Annotated in this window: 15 protein-coding genes and 1 pseudogene; 15 read left to right on the top strand and 1 reads right to left on the bottom strand. The window is 38.4% G+C overall.

What is annotated here, in order from left to right; genetic code table 11:
- Window positions 1-11 precede the first annotated feature (11 nt).
- Window positions 12-1,475: an alpha/beta hydrolase gene (locus E6H07_03870; protein ID TMI65067.1), complete on the top strand. Its 1,464-nt coding sequence runs from the start codon at window positions 12-14 to the stop codon at window positions 1,473-1,475.
- A 5-nt stretch (window positions 1,476-1,480) separates the two neighbouring features.
- Here the strand turns inward: E6H07_03870 and E6H07_03865 are convergent, their stop codons facing one another.
- Window positions 1,481-2,545, bottom strand: a complete 1,065-nt coding sequence (locus E6H07_03865; GenBank protein ID TMI65066.1) for a LacI family transcriptional regulator — start codon at window positions 2,543-2,545, stop codon at window positions 1,481-1,483.
- Window positions 2,546-2,917: 372 nt separating this feature from the next.
- Between E6H07_03865 and E6H07_03860 the strand changes: the two genes are divergently transcribed.
- The 14 genes and pseudogenes from E6H07_03860 to E6H07_03795 all read left to right on the top strand — a co-directional run bounded on the left by E6H07_03860 (window position 2,918) and on the right by E6H07_03795 (window position 22,141).
- Window positions 2,918-6,136: a TonB-dependent receptor gene (locus E6H07_03860; protein ID TMI65065.1), complete on the top strand. Its 3,219-nt coding sequence runs from the start codon at window positions 2,918-2,920 to the stop codon at window positions 6,134-6,136.
- Window positions 6,137-6,168: 32 nt separating this feature from the next.
- Complete coding sequence (locus E6H07_03855; protein TMI65064.1) at window positions 6,169-7,995, top strand: RagB/SusD family nutrient uptake outer membrane protein; 1,827 nt, start codon at window positions 6,169-6,171, stop codon at window positions 7,993-7,995.
- Window positions 7,901-9,595, top strand: a complete 1,695-nt coding sequence (locus E6H07_03850; protein ID TMI65063.1) for a DUF5123 domain-containing protein — start codon at window positions 7,901-7,903, stop codon at window positions 9,593-9,595. The genes E6H07_03855 and E6H07_03850 overlap by 95 nt, the downstream gene beginning before the upstream one ends.
- Before the next feature lie 67 nt (window positions 9,596-9,662).
- A complete protein-coding gene (locus E6H07_03845; GenBank protein TMI65062.1) occupies window positions 9,663-11,129 on the top strand; it encodes a pectate lyase in 1,467 nt (488 codons plus the stop codon).
- A 2-nt stretch (window positions 11,130-11,131) separates the two neighbouring features.
- Window positions 11,132-12,553, top strand: coding sequence for a pectate lyase (locus E6H07_03840; protein TMI65061.1), 1,422 nt, complete (start codon window positions 11,132-11,134; stop codon window positions 12,551-12,553).
- On the top strand, window positions 12,550-13,299 hold the full coding sequence (locus E6H07_03835; protein ID TMI65060.1) for a rhamnogalacturonan acetylesterase: 750 nt from the start codon (window positions 12,550-12,552) through the stop codon (window positions 13,297-13,299). The genes E6H07_03840 and E6H07_03835 overlap by 4 nt, the downstream gene beginning before the upstream one ends.
- A gap of 88 nt (window positions 13,300-13,387) precedes the next feature.
- Window positions 13,388-14,326: a pectate lyase gene (gene pelA, locus E6H07_03830; protein TMI66457.1), complete on the top strand. Its 939-nt coding sequence runs from the start codon at window positions 13,388-13,390 to the stop codon at window positions 14,324-14,326.
- Window positions 14,327-14,375: 49 nt separating this feature from the next.
- On the top strand, window positions 14,376-15,302 hold the full coding sequence (locus tag E6H07_03825) for an alpha/beta hydrolase (GenBank protein TMI65059.1): 927 nt from the start codon (window positions 14,376-14,378) through the stop codon (window positions 15,300-15,302).
- Window positions 15,303-15,312: 10 nt separating this feature from the next.
- Window positions 15,313-16,248, top strand: a complete 936-nt coding sequence (locus tag E6H07_03820) for a pectin esterase (GenBank protein ID TMI65058.1) — start codon at window positions 15,313-15,315, stop codon at window positions 16,246-16,248.
- 14 nt (window positions 16,249-16,262) lie between these two features.
- Complete coding sequence (locus E6H07_03815) at window positions 16,263-17,558, top strand: DUF1593 domain-containing protein (protein ID TMI65057.1); 1,296 nt, start codon at window positions 16,263-16,265, stop codon at window positions 17,556-17,558.
- 31 nt (window positions 17,559-17,589) lie between these two features.
- Window positions 17,590-18,528, top strand: a pseudogene (locus tag E6H07_03810) (pectinesterase).
- 99 nt (window positions 18,529-18,627) lie between these two features.
- The gene (locus E6H07_03805) at window positions 18,628-19,461 is read left to right on the top strand and encodes an alpha/beta hydrolase (protein ID TMI66456.1); all 834 of its coding nucleotides are present in this window, start codon (window positions 18,628-18,630) and stop codon (window positions 19,459-19,461) included.
- 5 nt (window positions 19,462-19,466) lie between these two features.
- On the top strand, window positions 19,467-20,510 hold the full coding sequence (locus E6H07_03800; GenBank protein ID TMI65056.1) for an oxidoreductase: 1,044 nt from the start codon (window positions 19,467-19,469) through the stop codon (window positions 20,508-20,510).
- Window positions 20,507-22,141, top strand: a complete 1,635-nt coding sequence (locus E6H07_03795) for a glycosyl hydrolase 43 family protein (protein TMI65055.1) — start codon at window positions 20,507-20,509, stop codon at window positions 22,139-22,141. Before E6H07_03800 ends, E6H07_03795 begins: the two co-directional genes overlap by 4 nt.
- The last annotated feature ends 14 nt before the right edge of the window (window positions 22,142-22,155 follow it).

The raw sequence follows: 22,155 nt of genomic DNA, 5'->3' as shown, positions 1-22,155 counted from the left end.
ATGCACCTAATATGCCTTGGTGGACTTTAATCAAATCATTTTTTACTTTTAAAAAAAAGAAAATGATACAGCAAATTGGTAAGGACCTTCTTAAGTCACTTACAGGAAAAGACAAAGGAGAAACAATCGTGTATCGTGAGGAAGCAGGTAATAACAGCATTATCTGTTTTGTCCATGGCTTTAATGGAAGCCCGAATGAAACTTTCGGAAAATTTCCTGAATTGATTAAAGCAGAATCGGAGTTTAATGGTTGGGATATTGTGAGTATTGGCTATGCAAGTGATATGATGCCCACATTTGGATTGAAAATCTGGGCGCAACAACCTGATATTACAAAAGTGGCAGGCTATTTTAAAACCAGTATTGAAACTTTACTTAAGGAGTATAAGAGGATTGTTTTTGTTGCACATAGTATGGGTGGCCTTGTTGTGCAACGGGCTTTATTGAGTTTAGATGAAAAAGATTTTGACAGGATAACACACCTGATGCTTTATGGTACACCCAGCGGAGGTCTTCATAAAGCAACTTTGGGCAAGTGGTATAATATACAGGTACGTGATATGGATAGGGAAGGAGAGTTTATAAAAAACCTTCGTGCAGACTGGAATGCTAGGTTTGCGACTAAAATTCCTTTTTATTTTGTTTCTGTAGCAGGTGAACTTGATGCGTTTGTTCCTATAGAATCAAGTCACAGTCCATTTGACAAACAATATTATGCTCATACTACAGGAAATCATACTGACATGGTAAAACCTGAAGATTCAAATCACACCAGTTTTCATGTATTGAAAAAAGCTGTTATTAACAAAAAAAAACACTTGAAACTTTTTATTGATGGCGATCTGAACAGGTTACAGGGTAATTATGCAGGCATATTAAATTCATTTAAAGGAAAATTAGATGTAATGAGTAAAGGAGCTTTACGTGAATATATTTTTGCTTTAGAAGGAACAAAAGAATTGGATGATGCTATAAAAGTACTTGAAGCAAGCAGCCATATAAAAGATAACACTGACTTTATAGGTATTCTTGGAGGCCGTTATAAACGAAAATACCTGGATAATGAATTGCAGCCAGATTTGGATAAAGCAATTGTGTTGTATCAAAGAGCATTTACCATGGCAGAAAGCTCCGATAACGCGGATAAGGCAAATCAGATATATTATCATGCTATTAATCTCGCCTTTCTTCACTTTCAAAATGAAGATATAAGTAATGGAAAGGAATATGCACAGATTGCACTAAAGAATGCCAATGAGTGTGAAGATGATCATTGGAAATATGCAACAATAGCAGAAGCTAATCTTTATCTTAATAAAGATGATGATGTAAGGGCTAATTATGAAAAAGCAATTGCATTGGGAAAAGATAAACCAAGAGATATAAACTCAATGTACATAAATGCTATTAATGCTCTGAGCAAACTTAATAAACCAAAACTTAAAGAAGAAGTTGATAAATTGTTCAAGGCATAATACTCTTAAGCATTTACTGTATCATTTTTTTTAAGCGTCCTTTTATACTCTGAAGAAGCATTTATCACCAGCTCCGGTGTAAGAACTTTAGTGACAAAATCAGTAACAGGTCTTTTGCTTTCTATCATTTGCAATAATAGACGGGTAGATATTTCACCCATTTCAAATGCAGGTTGTTTTATAATAGACAGAGGTGGGTCTATTAAATCAGTGAGTTCGCTGTTGGAAAAACCAATCAGCGATATATCCTCCGGAACTTTTATATTTTCTTTTTTCAAAATACGCAGGCAACCCGTAGTGAGTTTATCAGATAAACCAAGAATAGCATCCGGCACCGGTCGCATTCTCAATAATTTTTTTACAGCAGCTTCAAGATCATCATTTAAATAAGGGCCCGGTTTGCAATGCTGGATCAGTTGTTCATCAAAAGCAATATTGCTGTCAGCCAATGCGGCTTTATAGCCGGCCATACGTTCACGGGTAATAGAAAGAAAAGAAGCAAACGTAAGAGTGCCAATATTTCTGCAACCATTGTTTATTAAATGCATGGTTGCATCATAAGTGCCTTTGTAATTATCTACAATTACCTTGTGTGTGTCAATTTCATTTACGATCCTGTCAAAGAAAACAACCGGCAATCCTTTTTGGTATACATCTATCAGGTGTGAAAAATCATTTGTTTCAACTGATACGGAAACGATCAGGCCATCAATGCTGCGACTGGTAAGATATTGCAGGTCTCTTACTTCTTTCTCAAACAATTCATGGCTTTGTGCAATGATTACGTTGTAACCACTATCATGTGCCACAGATTCAATACCATTAATTACCTGGGAGAAAAAAGGGTTAGCAATTTCGCATACAATAACACCGATCGTCCGGCTTTTTCTTTCTTTCAGGCTAAGTGCAATCGGGTTGGGGTGGTAATTGATCTTCTCCGCATACTCCATTACCATCTTCTTGGTCTCCGGACTTATTTCATAGCTGTCACGTAATGCACGGGAAACAGTGGAGGTAGAAAGCCCCAATGCTTTAGCAATATCTTTAATTGTTACGGCTTCGAACTTCATTGGAAAACCATCATTTTCAATAACCTGACGCACAATAAAGTTAATCAAATTAGTACGGATAGAAAAAGAGTTACAGGCTGTCCGGCCGACCGATATTTTAACCAGATAAAATAGCTTATAACAGCACAAAAAAACGGTTATAGAAATTCATCTTTGAGATTTGGAGCTATAATTCCTTAATTGTTGGCACTTAATGCGATAAGTGTGGCATCGATATCGGGAACGATTGCGTAAATAAAGTCATTATTCGTTGATTAGTTATCCGGAAATACTCACTAGCATTGGATGGAAATTTTTACCGCCAGTGCTGTATTTTTAGAAACGGCGGTAGAAATTTATCTAACTCTCACTCTTAATTAAATGCTTGCTATCATGAAGAAATTTTTTCTTTCCATTTTTTCCTGCCTTCTATTTTTTGTTGTTCTTGCCCAGGACAGGCAAGTAAAAGGCAAAATCACCGATGAGTCAGGAGCACCAATTCCCGGTGTAACTGTAGCCGCTGCCGGCTCAAAGACGGGGACACAAACTGATAAAGACGGAAATTTTACACTTACAGTTTCTGGATCAGCAAATGTTGTACTTAGCTTTTCAAGTGTAGGGTATAAGACTTCTAGTATTTCAACTGACGGCAAGACACCTGTTACGGTTCAACTAGAGAAATTAGCTAAACTAGAGGAAGAAGTAGTAGTAGTTGGCTATACAACAGTAAAAAAGAAAGATCTTACTGGCGCTACCTCTTCTATGTCAGGCAAGGAGATTGAAAAAATTCCTGTTACAAATGTAGCGGAAGCTATGACCGGCAGAATGGCCGGCGTACAGGTTACAACTACAGATGGGGCTCCGGGGGCCGAAATTGTTATAAGGGTACGTGGTGGCGGTTCTGTTACACAAGATAATTCCCCATTGTATATTGTTGACGGGTTCCCCGTGTCAAGTATCAATGATATCGCTCCTACTGATATTGTCAATATTGATATATTGAAAGATGCTTCTTCTGCTGCCATCTATGGGGCAAGGGGTGCAAACGGTGTAGTGATCATTACCACTAAAAGCGCTAAAGGCGGAAAAACAGTAGTTTCTTTTAATAGTTATTTCCAGGGCAGAACACTTCCAAAAAAGCTGGAGGTAATGTCACCCTATGAATTTGTATTGGCACAATATGAATATGCGAGAATAAGATCACAATCAGAAGTGGACAATTTTAGCAAGTATTTTGGAGTGTATCAGGATCTTGAATTATATAAAGCGCAGAAAGGCACTGACTGGCAGGAAGAATTATTTGGTGGCGTTGCCATATCGCAACAACATAACGTAAGCCTGACGGGTGGAACTGATAAAACTAAGTTCAGCTTTAGCGTAACACATAATAATGACGACGGTATATTAGTTGGTTCAGGTTACAAAAGGACCTACATGAATTTTAAACTGAATCATGAAATTTCAAGAAAATTTAAGTTTGAGATGGCATCCCGTTTTACTAATATAGAAATAGATGGTGCCGGCACTTCGGGGGGATCAAGTTTAAGAATTTCTGATGGTATCAATACACGACCTGTAAATGGAATTGCTGATCAAATCATTATTGACCCGACAGGTCCTGATGACGATTATGAACAGTTTCTGAAAAACCTGGTCAACCCGATTGAATTAGCTGCCCAGGATTACCGCAAGAAAATAGATAAAAGTTTTAATAACAGTGTGGCTCTGTCATGGAATGTTTTGAACAACCTTCTATTCCGTTCCGAGTTTACGCTCAACCTTGGTTATGGTGATAGTAAACGGTATTATGGCCCGCTCACAGGAGAATCAAAGAATAATGGAGGAAACCTGCCGCTTGGTGAAATAACTCAGTATAACAATATGAGTTATCGTTGGGCCAATACACTTAAATATAAAGTTAAGACAGGCAGTGACCATGATCTCAATTTATTGATTGGACAGGAAGTGTTAGCAGGGAAAGTAAAATCAAATTTTAACCGCTCTGAAGGTTTTGATGTAAGCCTGCCACCAGAAAGACTTTTTGCTAACATGGCGCTTGGGGTTCCGGACAGATACGAGACTTTCGAAGGACCCGGCGATAACCTGCTATCATTTTTTGGCCAGGCTTTTTACCAGTATAAAGGAAAATATCTCTTAACACTTACAGGTAGAGCTGATGCATCAAGCAAGTTTGCTCCCGATAACAGATGGGGTATTTTTCCTGCAGCAGCTTTTGCCTGGAGAGTATCACAGGAAGATTTTATGAAGGGTGTTTCTTTCGTTTCTGATCTTAAATTGAGAATAAGTTATGGAGAAGCCGGGAATAACCGGATCATAAATGACCTGTGGAGAAGAACCTATAGGATCAATACTAGCCGGCCTATTGGATTTGGAGATGTACCACAGGCATATTGGGGGGCGGCTTCAACCATTTTGGTTAATCCTGATTTGAGATGGGAAACAACTATCACCAGGAATATTGGACTTGACTTCGGGCTCTTTAATAATAGGCTCTCAGGTACTTTAGAAGTTTATCGGAACACCACAAAAGATTTGTTGGTGCAATCGGATATACCCACAACCACAGGTTATACAACTCAAATGCGTAATATCGGGCAAACTTCCAACAAAGGAGTTGAGTTAACGCTAAATGGTGCAATTATCAGTAAGAAGGATTTCCAGCTTACGGGTTCATTTAATATAGGAATCAACCGGGCTAAGATCGATCAGCTGGATGGCGTTAATGAAAAACCTTTCTCTTCGAACTGGGCAGGAACTGATTTGAAAACACAGGACGATTACCGGCTTTATGTTGGCCAGACTGTAGGCTTAATATATGGGTACGTAAACGATGGATATTACAAGCCGGAAGATTTTTCATCTTATAATCCTACAACAAGAGTATATACATTACAACCAGGCATTCCGAATATTGGTACTTTTATGGGTGGTATTAGTTTAAGGCCCGGGGTAATGAAATTAAAAGACCTTGATTCAAATGGAATAATTAACGCTGCTGACCGGCAGGTGATTGGTAATGCATTACCCAAGTACAGCGGGGGCTTCGGTTTTAACGCCACTTTTAAAGGGTTCGATCTTGCTACGTACTTTAACTTTGTAGTAGGCAATGATGTCTATAATACCGGTAGGATCGCATTCAATATGTTATACAGAACAACTTATGGAAATATGCTTAGCACTATGAATTACGCTGATAGATTTAAATATATAGATGCAGCTGGCAACCAGGTTACAGATCTTACAGAGCTTGCTAAATTAAATGCCGGGGCTAAATTATGGTCGCCGTTCTCGATGGGTAATGCATCACCCGTGATTCATTCATGGGCGGTCGAAGATGGTTCTTTCCTGCGATTGAATAATGTTACCCTTGGTTATACATTCCCTACTAAATGGATATCAAACTTACAAATGACAAAACTCAGGTTATATGCGACCATTTATAACGCAGTATTATGGACAAAATATTCCGGTTATGATCCAGAAGTGAGTGCTACCAGAAACAGTTCTTATACTGCATTAACTCCCGGTGTTGATTATTCCGGTTATCCAAAGAGCCGGACTTTTACACTTGGTATTAATGTAAATTTCTAATTAGGTTATTTTAAAAATTTAATAATATTAAAATGAAACGTACAATTTTTTTTAGCCTGGTTCTTACTTCGCTAATCTTCGTTTCTTGTAAAAAGGTATTGAATCCTGATACACCTTCTGCATTTACGCAGGAGTATATATTCTCCAATGAATCAGATGCCTCGAAAGCGGTGTCAGGCATTTATGCTATGTTCAACCAGGATGCGTTTACTTCCCGGGTCTCTAATAATTTTACCGGTAATAGTGATATTGAAACTGGTCAGGTAGGTGGTTCTCCTGATAACTCACGCCGTGATATCTGGTCTTTTGAATGTACGTCTGCCAATGGTGATCTTCTTACTGTTTGGAACAATGCTTATAACGCAATCAACCGGGCCAATGAGTGTATAGAAGGAATTGATGCCAGTGTCATTGCAGGGAATAAAAAAATGCAGCAATTAAAAGGAGAGGCGCTGGGATTAAGGGCTATCTGGTATTATCTTTTAATGAATCATTGGGGTGATGTACCTTATAAAACTACTGCTACCAAAGCGGGTGACAATTTTTACCTACCCAGGATGGGAAGGGACAGTATCCTAACCAGCATTATTGATGACCTGAAAGCAATTGAGCCTGAAATGTATTGGGCATCAGAACTTGATTATGGAATTGAGCGAATTAATCGTGAATTTATTATCGGTATGATAGCCCGTCTTTCACTAATGCGCGGCGGATATTGGATGTATCCTGATCAGACTATGAAACGCAAAGCAGATTATCTTGACTATTACAATACAGCGAATACCTATTGCAGGATATTATTAGATCTGAAACCCCGTGCTCTTGGCAATTATGCTACAGTATTCATGAATGAGAATAAATATATTAAAGCAGTAAATGGCGATGTTCTCTATGAAGTAGCTTTCCAGGTTGGTGCAGGTGATGTAGGCTGGAACAATGGAGTAAGAGTTGATGCCGGTACACATAACTATGGCACTGGTTCAAATTATATGTCTTTCCCAATTACTTATTATCATTCTTTTGATACAATGGATCTTCGTTTACCTGTTACCTGCTATCTTATTTATTTTGATAAGGATTTAAAACAAGTACCTGGTGGTACCGGTTCTATTGCGCCGGGCAAATGGGACAGAAGACTTGTACCAACTCCATTAGGTTCTGCTTCCGCTAAAGGAACAGGTATTAACTGGCCGATGATGCGGTATGCTGATGTGTTATTAATGCTTGCAGAGACTGAAAATGAGATCAATGGAGGCCCAACTGAAATCGCTAAAGAAGCATTGAGGAAAGTTAGGCAAAGGGCATTCCCTGCTGCTAAGTGGGCAGAAAAGGTAGAGACATATATAGCGAATGTGAGCGGAGGCAAGGATCAATTCTTTAATGCAATCGTTAATGAAAGAGGCTGGGAGTTTGGCGGCGAAATGCTCCGTAAATATGATCTTGAACGTTGGAACCTGTTTGGTAAAAAAGTGGCTGAAACAAGAAATTCATTGATAGAGATGGGAATTGCGGGAAATGCGACTGTACCTACGGGACCATATGCAGACCTTCCGGATTATCTCTATTACAAAAATGTTGGTGACAGTGTTATCTTTTATAATAAATACAGGAGACCTGCGGTAATTCCGCCGGTTGTTAATGTCCCGAATGTCGGAGATAACCCTAATGGTTATTTACGTGTCAGCTGGACCCGTTCAATGTATAATACAACTACCAGCGGCCCGGCTGCTTATATCCTTCAGCAATGGAGAGGATATCCTGATAATGCAGGAACTACTCCTTTGCGATATATTTTACCATTACATAATTCAACTGTATCAAGCAGCCTGGGCACATTACAACAACAGTATGGGTATTAAAAAAACGAACATAAAAGCTAACAACATAATTATGAAAAAGCTAAGCCTTGCGGCATGTCTTCTTGTATTAATATTTGGAGCCTGTAAAAAAACAGAAACATTTGAAGAGGTTCGATTGTTCAGGCCTGTCAATAAAGATGCTTTATTATCCGAAGGAAACTGGATCAAAGCTTCCTGGCATCCAATAAAAGAGGCTCAGTCATATACTGTGCAATTGAGCAGTGATAATTTCACAACAATTATCCAATCAGTTACACTTGACACGACTGTATACATGTTTGAAAACCTGTATTGGGATAAACTATACCAGGTGCAGGTTCGTGCCAATGCTGCCGATACGGTATTTAATTCCGGTATGTCGAATCTTGGGAGTATAAAAACAGCAAAATTCCCAACTATCCTGAATACTCCGGGTATAAGTGATGTGACTGATGAGGCTGTCAAGGTTAGCTGGACTACCGGAGGTGCTGCAGTTACTTCTATAAAAATTTTAAAAGCTTCAGACAGTTCTGTTGTTACCACAGTAACACTTACACCAACAGATGTAACAAATCAATACAAAATTATCAGTGGTTTGCAATCAGCTACTGCGTACATAATATTTCTTTATAGTGGAACCAGTGTTCGCGGATGGGCTGACTTTACTACTGCAGTTCCTTTAAGCGGGAACCTGGTTGATCTGAGAGGAATTACTGGCAGACCTTCTGTATTGACTGATACACTTCCTGTAATACCATCCGGCAGTACTGTTCTTTTAAAACGGGGCGAGACTTATATTGTAGCAACTGCATTAAGTCTGAGTAAATCTGTTACAATGCTTAGTGGTGCCGATCTTCTTGCACCTGGACAGGCGATAATTAGTCTGCCTAGTAATTTTAATATAGTTGCCGGAAGTATAATAGACTCTATCGTTTTTAAAGATGTTACGTTGCGGGGAACCGACTACGCCACAAAATATGTTTTTAATATTGATAAAGCCTGTACGATCGGCAAACTGAATTTTATTTCCTGCAAAGGTGAGATATTCAGGGGTCTTGTAAGAACCCAAAGTCAGCCGGCTATCATCAATAATTTCCTGGTGGATAATTGCATCCTTGATAGTCTTGCAGGATATGGTGTTCATACGGTAGATGTCATAACGGCAAGAACTGATAATATTATAATAAGGAACAGCACCATTTATAAAGCAGAAAAAATAATCACCAGTAGAAATAATTCAATCTCTGTGTTGATCGAAAATTGTACGATCAATGAAGCGCCTCTTGGTAATAGCAATTACTATGTTGATTACAGTACTTCGCCAACAAATAATGTTACTAATGGTATCACTATCAATAATTGCATATTTGGTATTGGAAAATATAATGCAGGTAACAGGAGTATCAGGGGGATAAGAGTTAATGCTGCTACTACTATCAATGCCTCTAATAACTATAGAACGTTTGACCAGGTTTCGTTAGGTAACGATATACCAAGTATCACCACTTATGGTAAGACTTCATTGGAATTATGGATGGATCCCTTCAATGGCAATTTTAAAATCATTGATGGTACGTATCCCGCAAGAAATACTACGGGTGATCCGAGATGGAGGCCTTAAAATTTTAAAATTTATAAAGGTGTGAATTGAAACTCACACCTTTCTTTTCTCAATCCTATTATGTATTATGAAGAGTCCCCGCTTTTTTACTTTTTTACTTAGTTTGTTTGCATTGCTTTCCAACTGTAAAAAGAGTAATTCGGGAACACCTTCAACTCCTATAGGTCCAACACCAGTTCAGGAAACAGCATATTCATTTCCGGGTGCAGAAGGTTTTGGACGTAATGCAATTGGCGGCAGAGGTGGTAGAGTAATAAAAGTAACAAACCTTAATGATGCAGGTGCCGGAAGTTTACGTGAAGCAATTAATGCAACGGGTGCCCGTATAATTGTTTTTGATGTATCCGGCACTATTACATTAAATAGTAGTTTATCAATTAGAAATGGAAGTGTAACAATTGCGGGACAAACAGCTCCGGGTGATGGCATTTGCTTACGTAATTATGCATTGGGTGTGGATGCAGATAATGTTATTATTCGTTATATGCGTTTTCGTTTAGGAGATGTATCAAGACAGGAGTCGGATGCGTTGGGTGGAAGATTTAAAAACAATATCATTATCGATCATTGCTCGATGAGTTGGAGTGTGGATGAATGCACATCATTTTATGCGAATGAAAATTTTACCCTTCAATGGTGTATCATTTCTGAAAGCCTGCGTAATTCTGTTCACAGCAAAGGCCCGCATGGTTATGCTGGTATTTTTGGTGGAAGACAAGCGTCGTTCCATCATAATTTGATTGCACATCATGACAGCCGTAACCCACGGTTTGGCGAAGAAGCAGGAAAAGCATTTGCATTAACGGATCTGGTTGATTACAGGAACAATGTTATTTACAATTGGAGTAATAACAGTGCTTATGGTGGTGAAGCAATGAATATTAATCTCGTTAATAATTATTATAAGCCGGGTCCCGCAACTTTAAAAAGGGAACGCATCTTTTCAATTGATAAGAATAAAATAGTTGGGACTGAGGTATATGATATATGGGGAAAATTTTTCATTGATGGTAATTTTGTAGAAGGAAGTACAAGGGCTACCAGTGATAACTGGACTTATGGCGTATACAACCAGTTTCATAGTAGTTACGGTACAGTTTCTGATGCAGATAAAGCTGCCATGAAGCTTGCTGCTCCTCTTCAAATAAATAATAATGTAACTACGCATACCGCACAAGCTGCTTATACAAGAGTCTTGGATTACTCTGGCGCATCATTTAAACGTGACGCAGTTGATAGCAGGATCATCAATACAGTAAGAAAAGGAAACTACACTGCAAATGGATCTGCAGGAAGTGTAAATGGAATTATTGACAGCCAGGCCGATGTAGGTGGATGGCCTTTGTTAAATCAATTAACTGCACCATTAGATACAGACGGGGATGGTATGCCGGATGAATGGGAGAAAGCAAATAAACTGGATCACACCAAAGCAAATGCAACCGGCAGAAATCTAAGTACTGGTTACGATAATATAGAGGTATATATCAATAGCCTCGTTAAAACGATCACCGAATCGCAATCTCAATTATGATTATGCGAAAAAGCATTTTTATTTATTATTCTTTATTCATTGCTTTTATAACAATTAGCTGTGCTCAGCCTATTTCAAACTTGTCAAAAACTGAGAATGATCATATTGCGTTTCCCGGTGCTGAAGGTTATGGTAAATATGCAACTGGTGGAAGAGGAGGGAAGATTTTTATTGTTTCCAATTTAAATGATGAAGGTCCCGGAAGTTTTCGTGAAGCAGCAGAAGCAAAAGGGAAAAAAATAATTGTGTTCGCTGTCTCAGGCACTATTCATCTCAAAACAAAGCTTTCAATTAAAGGTGATGTAACTATCGCAGGACAAACAGCACCTGGCGATGGGATTTGTTTAGCTGATAATTCTGTTTCATTGGGTGGCGATAATATCATTATTCGCTATATGCGTTTTCGAATGGGTGACAAATACCAAAGAGGTGGAATGGTAGATGGTAATGGTGGCGATGATGCTTTTGGGGGAACAAGAAGAAAGAATATCATCATCGATCATTGCAGCATGAGTTGGAGCACTGATGAAGTGTTCTCTGTTTATGCCGGTGATAGCACTACTCTTCAATGGAATTTAATTTCAGAACCTTTGAATTATTCTTATCATTTTGAAACCGGTGATAAAGATTACGAACACCATGGCTTTGGCGGAATTTGGGGAGGATTGCATTTGACAGCTCATCATAATTTATTAGCTCATTGCAATAGCCGTACTCCCCGCTTTAATGGGATCAGACATACACCCACAGAGTTCGCTGACTTTCGTAACAATGTTATTTATGACTGGGGCGGAAATAACATTTATGCAGGTGAAGGAGGCGATTATAACATTATCAATAATTATTTTAAGTACGGGCCGAATACAGATAAAAAAGTCCGCTACAGAATTGCTAACCCATGGAAAAGAGTTCCAGATATTCCATTTGGTAAATGGTACGTAAATGGAAATTATGTGGATGAAGCAAAAGATGTTTCTGCAAATAACTGGCTGGGTATTGACATAGGAAATGAGGGAACCGATACTGATAAAAAGAATACATTGATTGACAAACCGCATGCTGCGGAAATTATTCCAACTCAATCGGCAACAGATGCTTTTGAATCGGTATTAAGATCAGCAGGAGCAAGTCTTAAACGAGATACACTGGATGAGAGAATAATTAATGAAGTTAAAACCAGGACCGGAAAATTTACTGATGTACAGGGGGGCTTCCCGCATGGCACAGAATATAATTTAACAATTAATGCATGGCCTGCTTTGAGATCGTTACAGGCTCCTGTTGATACAGATAAAGATGGCATGCCGGATAACTGGGAAATAAAAAATAAATTGAACCCGGCTGATGCAACCGATGCCTCAAAAATTTCATTATATAAGTATTACACTAATATTGAAGTATATAGTAACTCTTTGATCAAATGAAAAAACTAGTCTTTGGTTCATTAGCCATCTGTTCACTTGCATTTATTTTGCCAGATAAAAGGAAAATAAAAATATTTATTGCCGGAGATAGTACAGCCAGTATTAAAGAAACAAAAGCTTATCCCGAAACTGGATGGGGAATGCCGTTTGTTTATTTCTGGGATAGCACAGTAACCGTTGTCAACAAAGCAAAGAATGGACGCAGCACCAAATCATTTCGTAATGAAGGACTCTGGAAACAAATACTGGATGAATCTTCGGAAGGGGATTATGTGCTGATCCAGTTTGGTCACAATGATGAAGTACCAACAAAATCAAATGCGACAACTGAGCCTGAATTCCGAAATAATCTTACAGTCTTTATTGCAGAAGCAAGAAGTAAAAAGTTAAATCCCATATTGCTTACTCCTGTTGCAAGACGAAAATTTGATTCCACAGGAAAAGTTGTTGGTACACATGATGTGTATTCACAAATTGTAAGAGATGTGGCTGCAAAAGAAAATGTCCCGATGATAGATATGGATAAAAAAGGACAGCAGCTTTATCAACAAATGGGTGTAGAAAATTCTAAACTTTTATTTCTCCAGTTAAAACCCGGGGAACATCCAAATCATCCGGAAGGAAAAGAAGATAATACGCATTTTAATGAGCTAGGTGCAAGACTGATAGCACAATTGGTATTAGCAGAAATAAAAAACCAAGTACCAGGACTTGCCAGTTATATTATTGCTCCTGTTAAAAAATAAAATCTATAGCGTGTCAAAATTTTTTCTAAGTATTGTTGCCGGTTTATTTTTTGTACAAGCCAATGCCCAGGATCTGCAGGCAGACAATATGCTGTTGTTCCAGCGGGGGAACGGAGGCTGGTCCAAACAGTTTAAAGGAAAAGCATTTGACTACAATGTTGAATTTTCTGCAGCCGAAAAATCTGATATTGCAGCAGAAGCTAAAAAGGATGATGCTAATATAGATAACGGTTCAACGGCTAAAGAGATCAGGTACCTGGTAAAGACCTATAAAAAAATCAACAATCCCAAATACCTTGCTGCTGCTGAGAATGGTATTCGCTTTCTGTTAAAAGCTCAGTATAAAAATGGAGGATGGCCACAGTACTATCCGGATAAAAGCTCGTACAGGGCTCAGGTCACTTATAATGATAATGCGATAATCAATACATTAAATGTATTGCAGGATGTTGCACTAAAGCAAAATGATCTTGATATTGTCAATGCAGGTTTAATTGAGCCCAGTACAAAAGCAGTAAGTAAAGGCATTGAATGTATTTTAAAAACACAGATAAAAGTAAATGGCAAACTTACAGCCTGGTGCCAGCAATACGATGAATCAACGCTCCTGCCTGCAAAAGCCAGGGCATATGAATTGCCTTCTATCAGCGGTTCTGAAAGTGTAAATATTGTGGGGTTTCTTATCAAACAACCCAACCCGTCACAGGAAATAAAAAATGCGATCAACGCGGCCATCGAATGGTTGCAGCTTGTAAAAATTACAGGATATAAAATTGTTGACAACCCTGCTCCGGGTACCCCAAAAGGAAAAGATAAGCTATTGGTGGCCGACAGTGCATCAATCATGTGGGCACGGTACTACGAGATTGAAACTAATAAGCCTTTCTTCTGCGACAGGGATGGTATTAAAAAGTATTCGATCCAGGAAATAGGTTATGAGCGGCGCAATGGCTATGCCTGGTATGGCACATGGGCAAAAAACTTACTGGAAAAGGAATACCCCGATTGGTTAAAAAGAATGCATTAAAGTTATTAAAGAAATATACTGATGAGTTTTTGAAAAAAGTATTTAGTAAATGATAAAAACGATTTTCATATTTCTTGTTGCAGTTTGTTCGTTTGTTATATTACAGGCACAGGAGTTTATTCCGCTTTGGCCACAGGGAAAAAAACCAAACTTTAATGGAAAAAATGTAACCGATAGTATTTACAACGAAAGGATATGGAGAGTAGCTACGCCAGGCATGTACACATTTGTTGTGCCGCAGTCTGAGAATAAAGGAACAGCTGTGCTGATATGTCCCGGCGGTGGTTATGAAAGAGTCTCCTATATATACAATGGATTCAATCTGGCTAAATGGTATAATTCAATTGGCATAAATGCATTTGTATTGATCTATCGTTTGCCGCATCAAACCGATTTGCAGAAAAAACAATTAGCGCCATTACAGGATGCACAACGGGCCATGAAATTAATTAGGGCCAATGCTGTGAAGTGGAATATTAAACCCGATAAAGTCGGTGTGATGGGAGTTAGTGCCGGTGGTCATGTGGCAGGTATGCTTGGCACACATGCTGAAGATGTTTCTTTGATACAAGATGCGTTGGACACATTTAATTATCGTCCTGACTTTATGGTACTGCTTTCCCCGGTAACCACTATGGGTAAGTATGCACATCCCGGGAGTAAAAAATATTTTATCGGTGCAGACAGCACAAAGGAAATGATTGAAAAATATTCCAATGAACTACAGGTTTCGTCTTTTACTCCCGCAACTTTTATAGTACATGCTTTAAATGACAGTACAGTTAAAGTACAAAACAGTTTGCAGCTTTACCAGGCGATGATCGATAAAAAAATAAATGCAAGCATACATATATTTCCGCAGGGCGGGCACGGAATAAGATTGGATGATAACCCCGGTTCAACCGATCTATGGATGAACCTGCTGGAAGCGTGGCTGAAAGAAATGGGTTTTGTTCCGCCAATACCTTTTAAATAATGATTGCCAAATGAAAATTGCTTTCTTGTTTATAGTATCATGTTTTGTTATTACTGTTACTGCTCAGCAAAAAATAATTGTTGCAGCAGATGGCAGCGGCAATTATCAAACGGTACAGTCGGCTTTTAATTCTATTTCGGAAAAAAATAATAAACCCGTAACTGTCTTTGTCAAAAAAGGAATTTACAAGGAAAAATTATTTCTTGACTCAACAAAAAAATGGGTGACGGTTATTGGGGAAGATAAAATGAATACGATACTAACCTATGATGATCATACAGGAAAACTCTCTCCGAAGGGCGATACAATTAACACCAGAAGCTCATGGAGTTTTAAAATATTAGCTGATAATTTCACTGCTGAAAATATTACGTTTCAAAATGATGCTGGTTTTACTGCAGGCCAGGCAGTAGCGGTAGAAGCAGTTGGTGATAAAGCGATCTTCAGAAATTGCCGATTCATCGGCAACCAGGATGTTTTATTTACCAGCAGTGAAAAGAGCAGGCAGTACTATGAAAACTGTTATATAGAAGGTACAACAGATTTTATTTTTGGGTCTGCTACTGTTTGGTTTGAGAAATGTCATATTCATAGTAAGAAAAACTCTCATGTTACTGCAGCATCTACTCCAAAAGAAAAAGAATTCGGATATGTTTTTAATGATTGCAAATTAACAGGTGATACTTCTCTGCATAATGTTTCTTTAGGAAGACCTTGGCGGCCTTATGCTAGTGTTGTATATATAAAGTGTTTTATTGGTGAACATATAAAACCAGAAGGTTGGAGCAACTGGAACAATACCGATAATTATAAAACAACCCGCTATGCGGAGTATAAAAATTATGGTCCTTCGTCTGATCCGGAGAAAAGAGTGAACTGGTCAAGACAGTTAACTGACGAAGAGGCAAAAAAATATGATTTGAAAAAATTTTTGCAAAGCTGGTAAATATTCAAAGAGGGATGACTATTAAAAGTACCATTTTGATATATCTTTTTTCAATAACTGCAAATGTCTTGATGGCACAGAAACCTGTTCCGGTTAAACCACGTATTCTTATTAGTACTGACATTGGTGGCACTGATCCTGACGATAATCAATCAATGACTCATTTTCTCATGTACAGCTATATGTTCAAAATCGAAGGACTCATTTCCTCTCCCTCTTACGGTCACGGTACAAAGCAGAATATTCTTGATATGATCGATCTGTATGAGAAGGATCTGCCGAAGCTCAAACAACATGTGAAAGACTATCCTTCACCAGGTGCCTTGCGGGAAGTATGTAAACAGGGCAAGCATGGTGCAGCACCATTCGTCGGTTATACAATGGCAACCGAAGGTTCAGATTGGATTATTAAATGCGCAAAAAAGAAAACTAAAGAGCCACTTTGGATTTTGGTTTGGGGCGGCCTGGAAGATGTAGCGCAGGCATTACATGACGCACCTGAAATTAAAACTAAGATCAAGATCTATTGGATCGGAGGCCCCAATAAAAAATGGAGTGCTAACAGTTACTCTTATATAGTTGCAAACTTTCCTGAACTGTGGTTTATTGAAGTAAATAGTTCTTATTATGGTTTCTTTTCTGATAACGGGGTACCCGATAGTTTAAGAAACCGCAATTACTATGATAGTTATATTCGTGATGCCGGATATTTAGGAAAGGATTATAAAAACTATTATAAAGGAAACATTAAAATGGGTGATACGCCTTCTCTGCTGTATATGATGGATGGAAATCCCAATGATCCATCCAAAGAAAGTTGGGGAGGTAGTTTTGAAAAGTTAGATCGTAGCCCGAGGATCGTGTATAATCGCAATACCACATTGGCAGATACGATAACAGTTTATTCAGTGGTAGAGTTTCATTTCAAAGGTCCCATAATTAATATTCCGCCTGACTCCGCTTGTTTTACTATGACTGTTAAAGCACAAATCGGTGAACAAAAATGGGCTGGCTTTTATCTTGGCAATGGTGATTATGCGATTAAATACTGTCCCAAACAAACCGAAGCGTTAACGTATAAAATTACCTCGCCCATTCCCGGTTTTCTTGAACAAATCGGACAATTGGTGGTGGATAATATTTGGCCCGGTAAAACCCGTTCAACAGACTATATATTAGGTGCCAATTGGTATACCGACAAATCCAGTCCCGAACTGTTTGACGGAACGTGGCAGGGCGGTAAAACAGTATTGAAATGGCGCAACGATGCATTGCTGGATTGGTCCAAGCATTGGGCATGGTTGCAATAGAAATTAAGAACTTAAAAAAAATGAATCAACATTGATAAAGTCAACATTCATAATAATTGCATTAATTGTTACTTCAGTTTTTTCTAATGCACAAACAGCCAATCCACAGCAATACAAATATGTATTTACGGTAGCAAAAGATGGAACAGGTGATTACGCATTTATACAAGATGCCATTGATGCTATTCGTGTTTATCCTCTTGCTCCGATAACAGTTTATATTAAGAATGGAATTTATAATGAGAAGATAGAATTACCTGCAAACAATGTAGATGTAACTTTTATTGGAGAAAATGTTGACAGCACAATTATCACTTTCAATGATTATTCTGGCAAAGGAAAGCATACAACCTTTACTTCTTTCACTGCAAAAATTTCTGGTAACCGTTTCAGGGCAGAGAATATTACGTTTGCAAACAGCGCTGGACCTGTTGGACAGGCATTGGCTTTGTATGTTGATGCAGATAAAGCTGTTTTTAAGAATTGCAAATTCCTTGGTAACCAGGATACCATTTTTACAAGCGGTGAAAACTCAAGACAACTTTTTCTGAATTGCTATATAGAAGGTACAACTGATTTTATTTTCGGACCAGCTACAACTGTTTTTCAAAATTGTACAATGAGAGCTAAAACAAATTCTTATATCACGGCTGCGAGTACGACTAAAGGAAAACCCTTTGGCTATGTTTTTATCGATTGTAAAATAATAGCGGACTCTGGTGTTAACAAGCTTTATTTAGGAAGGCCTTGGAGAGCAAATGCCAAAACAGTTTTCATTCGTTGCGATCTTACAAAAGCAATTGCACCTGAAGGATGGAATAATTGGAGCAATCCTGAAAATGAAAAAACGGTTTTTTATTCTGAGTACAAATCCACGGGGGAAGGTGCTGCACCAGCTAAAAGAGTTAAATGGTCAAAGCAATTAAATGATAAAGAAGCACAGAGGTATTCACTAGCAACTGTTTTTTCTTTTTCATCAAAAGAAGAGGGAGTAAGTGGTGCTTGGTTTTCAGATAAACCAGCAAACCAGTTTGACTACACTGCTTTTGCAAAAAAAACACAGCCTGTTATTAACTTATATAAAGATGCTGTTCCAAATAACAAACTAATTGCTGATAAAGAGAATTCAGTTACTAGGGATAATGTTACACGAATTGCAAAAGTGAGCAATCCAACACTTACAGTTTTTAAACCAGCAAAGCCAAATGGCAAAGCAGTGATCATTTGCCCGGGTGGTGGTTATTCTATCCTTGCGTTTGATAAGGAAGGAACAAGAGTTGCAGAAGAAATGAATCGTTGGGGTATTACAGCATTTGTTTTAAAATATCGGTTGCCTGATGATTCAATAAACATTGATAGAAGTTTGGCACCTTTACAAGACGCACAACAAGCAATACGATTTGTAAGAAGTAATGCAAAAGAGTTTGGAGTTGATAGAAACAAGATCGGTATCATGGGTTTTTCAGCAGGAGGACATTTAGCATCAACTGCTGCAACGCATTTTAATTTTAAAGCCGATGCTGCTAACGATGATACAACCTCTGCTCGTCCTGACTTTGCTATCTTGATTTATCCCGTAATTACATTTGATAGCACATTTGGGCATAAAGGTTCAAGGAACAATTTAGTTGGTGCAAATGCGTCAAAGGAGAAATTCGATTTTTACTCCAATGAATTGCAGGTTACTCCAACAACACCACCAACATTTTTAATTCATGCAAGCGATGATGCAACAGTGCCTGTTGAGAACAGCGTTCGTTTTTACCAGGCATGTGTAAAGAATAAAGTGCCTGTTGAAATGCATTTATATCCCAAAGGCGGACATGGTTTTGGGATGTATAATAAAACAACTGACGATAACTGGATGGAACGGTTAAGGAATTGGCTAAATTCGATCAAATAGATTTTATGCAACCTATCAATACAGCATTATGTTCTTTCGGTATGAGTGGCTGGGTATTTCATGCGCCATTCATTACTACTAATCCGGGCTTTAATTTTTATGGTGTTTGGGAAAGAACCAAGAACCTGGCACAGGAAAAATATCCGGAAGTAAAAACATTTCGTTCGCTGGAAGAAATGCTGGCCGATAAAAATATTGAACTTGTTGTTGTGAATACACCAAGTGTTACACATTACGATTTTGCAAAACAGGTTATTCTTGCAGGGAAACATTTAATTGTTGAAAAACCATTTACGCCAACTGTTGCACAAGCGAAGGAATTAATTGCATTGGCTCAAGAGAAGAATGTAAAGCTTTCTGTTTATCAAAACCGGCGCTACGATAGTGATTATAAAACGGTGAAAAAGATTTTAGATGAAGGATGGCTTGGAAATATTGTTGATGCAGCAATTCATTATGACAGGTATGTTCCGGCATTGAGTTATAAAGTGCATAAAGAAACACCAACACCCGGAGTAGGTGCTTTGTATGATTTAGGTTCACACCTAATTGACCAGGCCTTACAATTATTCGGAATGCCACAAGCTGTGTTCGCCGATATTACTATCAATCGTCCCGACTCAAAAGTGGATGATTATTTTGATTTGAAATTATTTTATCCTAAGCACCGGATGACTTTGAAGTCGAGCTATTATGTGCGGGAAGCGTTGCCCGGTTATATTTTTCATGGTACGTTGGGCTCATTTATAAAACACAAAACCGATGTGCAGGAAACCGATCTGCAGGCTAATAAAAAACCAGGAAGCTCAGATTGGGGAACAGAACCTGACTCACAAAAAGGGTTATTGCATACAGAAAAAGATGGTAAGATCATAAAAGAATATGTTCAGTCGCTACAAGGCAACTATGCTGATTACTACAATGGAATTTATCATGCAATAAGAAATAACACAGCAGTACCTGTCAGTGGCGAGGAAGGAATGAAAGTGATACAGGTAATAGAAGCAGCAATAAAAAGTAATAAAGAAAAAAAGGTAATTGAGTTATGAGAACCGGGTTAGCAATATTGTTTTTATTTTTTCTGGAATTCACTTCTGCTCAAACAATTTCTAAAGTTTGGGTGGCCGATAATGGCGACGGCACTTATAAAAACCCTGTGATCAATGCTGATTATAGCGACCCCGATGCTATAAGAGTGGGTGATAACTATTATATGGTGTCATCCAGCTTTACGCATATTCCCGGCTTGCCGATACTTCATTCAAAAGACCTGGTAAACTGGAAACTGATCGGTCATGCATTAAAAAAGCAACCTCCTTTTGATGTATATCATAATGTACAGCATGGCGCAGGAGTTTGGGCTCCATCGATCCGTTATCATAATAATGAGTTTTATATCTATTACCCGGATCCTGATTACGGGATCTATTTAGTGAAAGCAAAAAACATTAATGGGCCGTGGACAGAACCATTATTAATTGAGGCGGGTAAGGGATTGATTGATCCTTGTCCATTATGGGACGATGATGCCCGCCCGGATGACCCGGTCGGACGGGGGAAAACATTTCTCGCCCATGCATATGCAGGCAGCCGTGCAGGTTTCAAGTCAATTATTGTTGTAAAAGAAATGAATAAGGAAGGAACAAAGATCATTGGCAATGGTGTAATGGTTTATGACGGACATGAATTGGACCCGACCATTGAAGGTCCGAAGTTTTACAAACGAAACGGGTACTATTATATTTTTGCACCGGGTGGTGGAGTGAGTACCGGTTGGCAAACTATTCTGCGCTCAAAAAATATTTATGGCCCTTATGAAAGAAAAGTTGCGATAGACCAGGGAACAACACCAATCAACGGGCCACACCAGGGTGCATGGGTAACTACACAAACAGGTGAAGATTGGTTTTTGCATTTTCAAGACAAGGATGCTTATGGAAGGGTTGTTCATTTGCAACCAATGAAATGGGTAAATGACTGGCCTGTAATAGGAGCGGATAAAGATGGTGATGGAAAAGGAGAACCTGTTCTGACTTTTAAAAAGCCAAATGTTGGGAAAACACATCCTGTATCAACAGTTCAGGACAGTGATGAGTTCAATGAAACTAAATTTGGATTACAATGGCAATGGCAGGCCAATCCTAAAGAAGGATGGGCGTTTCCAACACCGAATGGTTCTTTGAGAATGTTTTCTATTTATCAGCCGGACTCCATTAAAAATTTATGGAGCATGCCAAATATACTCGGACAAAAATTCCCGGCTGAGGAGTTCAACGCGACAGTTAAAGTATCATTCATGCCAAAGTTTGAAAATGAAAGATTCGGACTAATTGTTTTTGGAACTGATTACGCATCTGTTTCTATTGTAAAAAGAACCAACGGGCTTTTTTTAGTATACCATCAGAATATTCATGCAGACAAAAATAATAACGAGAAAGAAGAAGAAAGTTTTCCTGTAAGTGGAAATGAATTTTACCTCTCAGTAAAAGTTAATAAAGGAGGAGTTTGCCATTTCAGTTTTAAGGATCAAAAAGGGAGCATCAATATCTTAAAGGCATTTACTGCAAAACCGGGTCGATGGGTTGGGGCAAAAATTGGAATGTTTTGCAGCAGAACAAATATTACAAATGATGCGGGATTTGCTGATGTAGATTGGCTTCGCATCGAATCGTCTCAATAATTTCTTTAAATAAA

The organism is Bacteroidota bacterium (assembly GCA_005882315.1).
In the GTDB taxonomy this organism is placed as follows: Bacteria; Bacteroidota; Bacteroidia; order Chitinophagales; family Chitinophagaceae; genus VBAR01.
The sequence above is the reverse complement of the archived record's forward strand: the minus strand, read 5'-3'. Positions and strand labels throughout refer to the sequence as shown.